At 61.8% G+C, this 7,842-nt stretch carries 7 protein-coding genes and 1 pseudogene; 7 read left to right on the forward strand and 1 reads right to left on the reverse strand.

All coding sequences use genetic code 11. The features are described from left to right. Positions 1-617 precede the first annotated feature (617 nt). Positions 618-791 (reverse strand): 4-fold beta flower protein, encoded by a 174-nt coding sequence (locus tag AC1DJT_RS33470; RefSeq protein ID WP_441508491.1) that lies wholly within the window; start codon positions 789-791, stop codon positions 618-620. 33 nt (positions 792-824) lie between these two features. Here AC1DJT_RS33470 and AC1DJT_RS33475 point away from each other — a divergent pair. The 7 genes and pseudogenes from AC1DJT_RS33475 to AC1DJT_RS33505 form a co-directional block, all read left to right on the forward strand. Beyond that, positions 825-1,215 (forward strand): annotated as a pseudogene (locus AC1DJT_RS33475) (IS110 family transposase); the annotation flags it as partial. Between the two features lie 82 nt (positions 1,216-1,297). Beyond that, positions 1,298-1,762, forward strand: a complete 465-nt coding sequence (gene parS, locus AC1DJT_RS33480; RefSeq protein WP_441508527.1) for a type II RES/Xre toxin-antitoxin system antitoxin — start codon at positions 1,298-1,300, stop codon at positions 1,760-1,762. Then, complete coding sequence (locus tag AC1DJT_RS33485) at positions 1,759-2,262, forward strand: RES family NAD+ phosphorylase (RefSeq protein WP_441508492.1); 504 nt, start codon at positions 1,759-1,761, stop codon at positions 2,260-2,262. Before parS ends, AC1DJT_RS33485 begins: the two co-directional genes overlap by 4 nt. A gap of 1,040 nt (positions 2,263-3,302) precedes the next feature. Beyond that, positions 3,303-4,298, forward strand: coding sequence for an ABC transporter substrate-binding protein (locus AC1DJT_RS33490; RefSeq protein ID WP_476770791.1), 996 nt, complete (start codon positions 3,303-3,305; stop codon positions 4,296-4,298). Between the two features lie 20 nt (positions 4,299-4,318). Then, positions 4,319-6,088 carry an FAD-dependent oxidoreductase gene (locus tag AC1DJT_RS33495; protein WP_476835764.1) on the forward strand — a complete coding sequence of 590 codons (1,770 nt, stop codon included), beginning with the start codon at positions 4,319-4,321 and terminating at the stop codon, positions 6,086-6,088. A gap of 255 nt (positions 6,089-6,343) precedes the next feature. After that, positions 6,344-7,255 carry a carbohydrate ABC transporter permease gene (locus AC1DJT_RS33500; RefSeq protein ID WP_476770793.1) on the forward strand — a complete coding sequence of 304 codons (912 nt, stop codon included), beginning with the start codon at positions 6,344-6,346 and terminating at the stop codon, positions 7,253-7,255. 1 nt (position 7,256) lies between these two features. Next, a partial coding sequence (locus AC1DJT_RS33505; protein WP_476835765.1) for a carbohydrate ABC transporter permease occupies positions 7,257-7,842 on the forward strand: 586 nt, incomplete at its 3' end.

Genomic DNA, 7,842 nt, shown 5'->3' on the forward strand with positions numbered 1-7,842 from the left:
TCCCGCCCCGGTCCCGTCGCTCCGCCCTCGCCATCCATCTGCATCGTCTGTGCGCCATGGCACAATGGAAAGCCGTCGCTGGCCTCGCAGCGTGAGCCCGTCACCCGGTTGAGTTCGCTTCAATGGTCCGCGGTTAACGTGACAACGCCCTCTGTCGTAGCTGTGCAGCAGGATCAGGCAAAAGTTCCAAAAGGTAGGGGGTGGATTTTGACCACATCCGAGGAGTCATCGAGGCCTGCCGCCGTCGACTATGGGGCTCCTACGATAGCCTGTGACGGCGTCGGCGGCCTTCTGCACGGGAACGGCCTCTACAGCATCGTTTTGATTACCGGTCGCCCCACCGTAATGCGCGACCAGACTATCCCCATCGTCCCGGTCCTTTCGTGCCAGCTTCAAAGTAGCCGTGAAGGGCTCCTATCCCTCAAGAAGGCAATCGACGACTTAGTCTTGGCCACTACCGCGCCTCACGGTCRGGCGCAGTGACACGGAGCGCTACCTCTCCTGATGCGGGTCATCCAACTCGCCTTACTGTGTGAAAAAGTGGAGCCGCACTTAACTGGCCAATCGTTCGCGCATGCCGAACGTTGCTTCCCATTCTTCCTCTGACAGCAGCCCGCTCATCTCGTAGCGATCATCGAGGGTGCCAGTGGTAACGACCAGCCGAGATGATCACCGTTGAAGCCGTAGACGTCGTACCCGGTATTGCTCTTCTTCAGATACGCAACGCGCTTGCCGCTCCAAAGATAGATCGTCATTCCTCGACGATGGTCGCGCGGCGGAAGCCGCGGCATGATGGTGCCCCGATCCAACGTGGGAGCCCCACCATGAGCCAGCAGCACCACGTCGGCCTCGATGTCTCCGTGAAAGAGACCGCGGTCTGTATCGTCGATCGCCAGGGAAAGGTCGTGTATCGCACACCCTGAAGCGATCAGCGCCATCGGCCTCGGCMACATCTGAGCTCGCATTGGTCTGGAGGCAGGACCGCTTTCACCGTGGCTCTATGCCGGCTTGGTCGAGGCGGTACTGCCGGTGATCCACGTCGAGACCCGACATATGCGCGCTGCGCTTTCGGCCCGGAACAACATGACCGATCGCAATGACGCGCTCGGCATCGCACAGATGATGCGCGTCGGGCTGCTTAAACCGGTCCACGTCAAAAACTCCGGCCGGCCACTCGTTCAGAGCCGAGTTAGGCCGCAGTCAAGCAGGCCCTTGAAACTCGGCGCGTCACCTGTCATATAATTTTGCGACAGTTGACTAACGGGGGGGATGAGCCATGGTGGTTTCGGCTGAGAAGATGATGCCACCGGAAACCGGTGGAACCCTGCACAGGGTGACGGAACTGCTGGGCGGCGCCAAGCTGCTAGCGTGGCGCGTCACTAGCTCCCTGGACGCSCATGAGATGTTGCTACGAGGCCTACCGCCTTCGGCACTGGATCATCTTGTCGGGCAGCTCACCCATATTCAGAAGGCGGATTCGCTGGAGAAGGCGTTCGGCATGAGCCTGCGAACCTATCAGCGGCGCAAGGACGCGCCCGCAAAACCGCTGAGCCAGGAGCAGAGTGGACGGGCGTGGAAGTTCGCCGAGATTCTGTCGAAGGCAACGGATGTTTTCGGTTCGCAGGCAGAGGCTGAACAGTGGTTCGAACGCCCCGCGATCGGCCTTGACCAGCGTCGCCCGATCGACCTTCTGGCGACTCCGGCCGGCGTCGAGCTGGTAGAGGACTATCTGACCCGGCTCGACTACGGTGTCTATGCGTGACGCCATTGCCGAGCGTGCTTGGAGGCGCCGAGCTAATAGCTTGGCGCCTCGATCAAGCCATCCATGCATCGACCTGGGATAGCGGAGAAGGAGCCTATCGGGTCGGAGGGCGATGGAATAGCGCCGGAGTGCGTGCGGTATATTGCGCGCTCGATCCTGCGACGGCCATTCTCGAAGTTGCCGTCCACAAGGGCTTCTGGGTGCTAGACACCGTTCCCCATGTGATGACGGCGGCCGTTATTTCAGACATTGCTGCAGTCCATATCGTCACGCCGGATCGGGTACCGAATCCGAATTGGCTGCGCCCTGGCATCCCAAGTGCCGGCCAGCAGGTTTTTGGCGACGATCTGCTACGGCGGCATGCATTTGTCGTTGTTCCGAGTGTGGTTTCAACCCATAGCTGGAATTTGCTCTTCACGGCCGCCAGGCCGGGCTATGCGCGCCGAGTTCAGGAGTCGTTCGCGCTCGATACCCGACTTCATCCGCCGTCAGCGAAGTGACACGACATAGTGCCGCAGAACAGCGGCATGGTTCTGTTGCAAATTCCCGCGGCGCCATGGAATTTGGGGGTTCGTGCCGTTTCACGCCGCTGCGATAATGAAACTGCGCTGCGAACTGCTGGGCTTTGTCATGCTCCCCCTTCGTCGAGTGCCTCGAGCCTGCGGTGCAGATCGGTTACCTTGATGGCCTCGGTCGTGCCGCTTTACCAGACCGTCATCGGCTATGGCGCCGCCAAGCCGCTGCAGTTCACCCCGGCGCCGAACGAAAATCTGTTCCTCAACCGCATGCGTTGGGGGGAGTGATTCGAGTCCAGCTGGCATTGGCACGTTAACTGCCGGCGGGCGTCAGGGCCTGAACGGGTCGTCATCGGGTTCGCACGCCAACCCATGTCTTGGTCGACCGAATTCGGTTCCTCGCGAAAGTCATGCCCTGAATCGGGTCGGCTAATCACCCTTTTGCCTGCGCGCCCCGTTCGATTTGTCAGCCGACCGGTCGTACAATCCCGAAGGAGGCGATTCATCGGGCCCRCCGGTGGCGAATACGTCACTATCCGCTCGAAGCCATGCCCCAACCAAGAACTGCGCCGCACGTGGCAGGGTGGGGCTATTTCGAGCAGCTCTTGTTCTGCCTCCTAATGAGGAAAGCGCAGCTTCGACGGGCGCAGTGTTCCGACTCCTGACACGGTTTGCCCAAGCTCGAACGTGCYGAAATGCTAATAACATGTCAGTTGTATCTTGCTGCAGCGTCTGTAATCCTTCCTTTCGGGAGGATCGAATGAAAACACATCTCATCATCGGTGCGCTGCTCGGACTGGCCGGGCTGAGCGAGGCCGCAGCCCAGGTGCCGATCCGGGTCTTCGCGAACTCAGCCCATCAAACGGCGTTTCAGGGCACACCTAACAGGCCCGAAACCAATCTCCAGGCGGCTTTCGAGCGCGAGACCGGGTTCAAGATCGTCTGGGAAACGGTGCCGTGGCCGCAGATGCAGCAGAAACCTGCTCCGGACCCTGTCATCTGGTACATCGCAGTTCGACGTCGTGATGATCGAGAGCAGTTGGCCCTCACGCGACGTTCTGGAAAAGTTGGTTTCGCTGAAGGAGCGGCAGGCCCAGGCGCTCGAACTCGCCAAGATATTCCCGTCCATGCTCGCCGCTTACCAGCTTGACGGCGATCTCCGCGCGGTGCCGATCCGCTCGAATCCTCAGATCATCCACTACAATAAGCAGATCTTCGAGGAGCGTGGCATTACCGCGCCCAAGACMTTCGAAGATTTCCTAGCTGCCGCCGAGAAGGCCTCGCACAAGCGCGCGGACGGCGCCTCGGTCTATGGCCTAGCCATCAAGCCCGAAGAAGACATCATTACGACCGTCAAGGCTATGGGCGGCAATGTTCTGACGGATGATCACGAAGTAAAGGTCACCGAACCGAAGACCATCAAGGCGATCGAACGGTTGAGGACGCTGGTTGAGCGCGGCGCGCTGCCGCCGAACTTCGCTTCGATGGACGCCACCTCCGTCCAGACGATGATGCGCGAGGGCCTGGCTGCAATGTCGCTGTTCGGCGACAACTATTACAACCGCTTCAACGATCCGGCCTCGTCCCGCGTGGCCGGCAAGGTTGGCTTCTTCGCAATCCCCGGATCGGCCGAAGGCAGCTTCGCTCCGGCCAAGATGGCATTCTGGGGGGCAGCATTCCCGGCCAACGGCCGGGCCGAGGGGCGTGAAGCCGCCTGGACATTCATTCGCTACCTCGCCTCGCCTGCCGTGCAGTTGCGAATGGCCCAGAATGGCAATGGTCCGGTCGATCCCGAGACACTCGCCAATCCGGCCTTTGTCGCGGCCGCCCCCTATAGTGCCGCTTCGGCCGCCGCACTCGCGAACGGCGCCTCCCCGCTGCCGGTGTTCGAAGGTGCCAATCAGGTACGCGACATCTTCGTCAAGGAGGCTGTCGCCGCCATGATGGGCCGTAAGTCAGCACAGGCCGCCATGACTGATGCGCACGCGCAAATCCAACCTCTCGTCGCAGCGCGGCGATAAATTCAGGGGTGGGTCCGGGAATGAACGCGCCCTATGCGCTCTCGAGCCGCGACATCGTTTTGCGCGATGTCGACGTGCTCGTGCTCGGCGGCGGGATGTCCGGTGTCTTCGCCGCATTGGCGGCCAAGACGCCGCACCTGAGCGTMGCCATCGTCGAACCCAGCAATATTCTAGGCGGCCAGGGCACCGCAGGCGGTGTCGCCGGCTTTGTCGGTGACACCGCCCGGGTCAATTACATCTTCGCGGATCTGGTGGCGCGCCTCACCCGCGCCGGCAAGATCGAGCCCTATCGCAGCAATGACGACCGCCGCGCCTATGATCTCGAATCCTGCGGCTTCGCCTTGCAATGCATGCTCGACGAGGCCGGGATTGAGACTTGGCTGCATGCCGCAGCGCTTGATGCCAAGGCTGAGAATGGGAGCGTCACCGAAGTTCTGGTGCGATGTGGGCCGACCCTCGTGCGCGTCAGCCCCCGAGTTGTGATCGATGCGACCGGTAATGCGGTGATTGCCTCAGCCCTCGGCTGTCCTGTCACGCATCTTGGCGCGCGCGAACAATTGCCGATGAGCCTCTATTTCACCCTCTGGAACACCCACCAACTGGTGCGCCCGCTGCTGCCGGAGGGCTGCCCGAGTTGGGAGAGAGACGACGAGCTGCCTATGACGTCCTTGCACGGCTTTGCCGATGGCCGGGTCGAGGTGAAGATGAAAGTCGTCGGCTTCGATGCGGCTGATGGCTTCAGCCTGTCGAAGGCTGAAATCCATGCGCGCCGACAGATGATGGGCCTAGTCTATTATCTTCAGACGCGAGGCTATGGCGGCCGACACACCATCAATGGTGGCGCGCCACTCGCCACATATACGCTGGCTCATACTGCTCGCAGCATCGGCCAACGCGAAGGCCGGCGCATCATCGGCAAAGCGACCTTGACGGATGCGGATGTCCGCAGCGGCGCGGTGTTCGACGACGCTGTCGCCGTCGGCACCTATCACCTCGACTTCCATTGGCCGGCGACGGAGCGGCGTGCAGGAACGGGCGTCACCGACATGGTCGAACCGTATCACATCCCGCTCGGCGCGATGATCCCGCAGGGCGCGAGCAATGTTCTTTGCCCCGGGCGTTCCCTGTCGGGCGAGCAACTGGCGCTGAGCTCCTACCGGGCGATGACGACATGCGCCCAGATGGGCTTCGGCGCGGGTAAAGCGGCAGCGCTCGCCGCAGCGCACGGCGGCGATATCGAGCGGATCGACATCAAGACTCTACGCCGGGACATCGAGGCAGGCGGCCAAAGTCTCGATCTGTCAACCTACGGCGACTATCTCCGTTGTCTGCGCCTGATCGACGAAGACACCGGCCTCGTGGCGGAAGGCGAGGCCGAGCTGAAACTGGTTCGCGCTCGCAACGGCCGGACCTATCTCGCCTGCCTCCAGCGCAGCGGGAAACTCACGATCTCCCTGCGCTTCCACCGCCACTGGTCGACCGTTGCCGTGACGCAGTTGGCCGGGCCCGCGCGACTGGTCAGATTTGCTAGTACAGGCGACGGGCTGCTCGACATGCAGCTCTCCGATGGCGGCGGCCGGCTCATGGCCTTTCGCGGTGAGGTCGCCCTCGCCTCTGACCGCGCGCCTTTGTCCTTACAGCTTCTGCCGGAACCGGGTTTAACTACCGCCTCGACGCTTGAGCGGAGCGAGAGTCTCGATGGCGGCAGCATAGCCATGGACGATCAGTTGACCGTCATTGCTATCTCCCCGACTGGGGCTAGGCGGCGCGCGCGAACGGCGCGCACTTGATAGCGTTTGTCAAAGCGCCCGCAAAGGAGACCCGTTTCCTGATCCTTAGCCACGACCTCAATGGTGCCGTCACACCCGACATGATCGCGACTCCAATAGGTATCGCCGTCGCCTTCAGCGATTTGGACGGCAGGATCCGCTTGTGGGAAGGCGCGCTTGAGCAATTCTCGGCGCTGGGTTCGCCGGCGCCAGACCCGAGGGAGCTGCAGCGCGCACCTTACCAGGATCGGGTTCTGCTGGCGGGAGCACTCGGGGATGCCCGCCAGGACGCGCGTTGAGTTGAAGCCCGGCGCGGTAGGCCACGTAGCGAGCAAGCTCGCCCCCTTGCGCAACTGGTCGCTGGTGATGCCGCTTTATGCGCTTGTCACCGCCGTGATCGTCTTGCCCGAAATCTGGGCGCTCTATCTCAGTTTTACAGATTATTCAGTCGGCCGTGTTCCGAATTTCGTCGGCCTGAAGAATTATCGCGCGACCCTCGCCGCCGCCGATTTCTGGGCCTCGACCTGGCGCACGGCGGTTTTCGTCGCGATCGCCGTCAGCCTCCAACTCGCCATCGGACTTTGGCTCGCCTGCATTCTCGTGCGCGTGAGGCGCTTTCGCGCGCTGGTGATCGCCTGTCTCGTCGCTCCGATCGCCATGAGCCATGCGGTCACGGCGACGATGTGGAGCTATCTGCTCGATCTCAATGTCGGCCCGATCAACTACGCCATCGAACTTCTAGGCTTTCCCCGGCAGCAATGGCTTTCCTCGGATTCCCTCGCGCTTCCGGTTGTGGCCTTGATCGAATTCTGGGCCGGCATGCCCCACGTCCTCATCTTGCTGTTTCCGATCCGKGCGGCGCTGTCGCCGGAGATCTACGAGGCGGCCGAGATCGATGGTGCCAGCCCATTCCAGAGCTTCCTCAGCATCACGCTTCCCTTGATGATGGCCGGGTTGCTAATCGCCGCCGTCTTCCGCGTCATCATCACCATGCGCGCTTTCGGGACTGTCTGGATACTGACGAAGGGCGGACCGCTCGAGGCCACGCAGATCCTCTCGATCTATCTCTACAAGGTAGGATTCAGCTACTGGGAATTCGGACGGGCCGCCGCCATCGCCTGGCTCATGCTGCTGTTGACGGCCGCTGCCGCCAGCATTCAGGTCATCCGGCTTTATCGGGAACACTAAGATGGAGTCGTCGCGTGCAAGGCTGGGCTGGATAGATCGTATTGTGCTCGGAATTGCCGTGTTCGTCTCGGTCGTCCCGATCCTGGTGGTCGCGCTCTCGGCCCTGAAACCCGACCGGGACATCTTCTCTTATCGGCCGATCCTRCTTTTCTGGCCCACGCTGGCGAATTTCTTCAGTCTCGGCGAACGCTGGAGCAAGTTCATGCTGGGTCTGGCCAACAGCGCGGCTGTGACCGGCGGGTCGATTCTACTCGTGCTGGCCGTCAGTCTTCCGGCCGCCTACGCCTTCTMGCGCTTGCCGCAATTCGGCGTGCGGCGCTCATCGGCGGTCCTGCTTGCGCTGAAGATGTTGCCGCCTCTGGTCGTCACCGTGCCGCTGTTCCCGATCTTTTCGAGCGTGGGCCTTGATGATTCCCGCCTCGGACTGGTCCTGGTCTATGCGGCCTTCGAGGTCAGCCTAGCGGTGATGATCCTGAAGACCTTCATCGACAACGTTCCGCTGGAAATCGAGGAGGCCTCCTTTCTCGACGGCTGCAGCCGTTTTCAGGCCTTTCGACGCATCATCCTGCCGCTGATCTGGCCGGGTA

The sequence above is a fragment of the Allobosea sp. 05T422_2 genome, from assembly GCF_056396265.1.

Coding starts and splice junctions, on each gene's coding strand:
- AC1DJT_RS33470 (WP_441508491.1), bottom strand. CDS start 791: ATGCCGCGGCTTCCGCCGCGCGACCATCGTCGAGGAATGACGATCTAT.